A 1,190-nucleotide genomic window follows, 5' to 3' on the forward strand; every position below is an offset into this window, starting at 1 on the left:
ACCGCCGGGTGCGGCACCGGACGGCGCGCGGCCGGTGCCGGAGGCCAGGCCGCGTCCCGGTGCCGGTCCCGGTCCCGGTCCCGGTGCCGGTGCCGGTGCCGGGTCCGCCGCGGAGCGGCCCGGAGCGGACGGCGGGCACCGCACCGGCGTGCGGAGGTGAGCGCGCCGTGCACGTGATCGCCACCGCCGGACATGTCGACCACGGCAAGTCCGCCCTGGTCCGCGCCCTGACCGGGATGGAACCCGACCGCTGGGAGGAGGAGCGCCGCCGCGGCCTCACCCTCGACCTGGGCTTCGCCTGGACGGAACTGCCCGGTGCCGGCCCGCTCGCGTTCGTGGACGTCCCCGGCCACGAACGACTGGTCGGCACCATGCTCGCCGGGGTGGGCCCGGTGCCCGCCGTGCTGTTCGTGGTCGCCGCCGACCAGGGCTGGCAGGCCCAGTCCGAGGAGCACCTCGCCGTGCTGGACGCGCTCGGCGTGCGGCACGGCGTCCTGGCCGTCTCCCGTGCCGACCTGGCCGATCCCGGGCCGGCGCGGCGGGACGCCCTGGACCGTATCGCCGCCACCTCGCTCGGCAGGCCGCCCGCGGTCGCGGTCAGCGCGGTGACCGGCGCCGGGCTGGACCGGCTGCGGGCCGCCCTGGCCGGCCTCACCGGTGCCCTTCCGCCGCCGGACCGGGCCGCGGACGTCCGGCTCTGGGTGGACCGCGCCTTCGCGGTCCGGGGCCGCGGCACCGTGGTGACCGGCACCCTGAGCGCCGGCACGCTGCGCACCGGTGACCGGCTGGCGCTGCCGGACGGCCGCACCCTGCGGGTGCGCGGCCTGCAGACCCTGCGCCGGGACCGGACGGAGGTCGGCGCGGTGGCCCGGGTCGCGGTCAACCTGCACGGCCGGGAGACCGCCGGGCTGCGCCGCGGCGTGCCGCTGCTCACCCCGGGCCGGTGGCCGGTCACCGCGGTGACCGACGTGCGGCTGCACGGCGCCGGGCCGGCCCGGGAGCTGCCCCGCACGCTGACCCTGCACGCCGGTGCCGCCGCCGTACCGGTGTCCGTACGGCCGCTGGGCGCGGACACCGTCCGGCTGACCCTGGCCCGGCCGCTGCCGCTGCGCGCGGGCGACACCGCGCTGCTGCGCGACCCGGGCCGCCACCGGCCCCCGGCCGGTGTCACCGTGCTGGACGTCCGGCCG

General features: G+C 80.3%; 1 protein-coding gene. It reads left to right on the top strand.

Features of this window, described 5'->3' with window-relative positions; all coding sequences use genetic code 11:
- Positions 1-167: 167 nt before the first annotated feature.
- Positions 168-1,190 (top strand): GTP-binding protein (locus GQS09_RS28265; RefSeq protein ID WP_313896386.1); only part of this gene is annotated, 1,023 nt, incomplete at its 3' end.

This window comes from Streptomyces sp. YIM 98790, assembly GCF_011421595.1.
GTDB lineage: Bacteria > Actinomycetota > Actinomycetes > Streptomycetales > Streptomycetaceae > Streptomyces.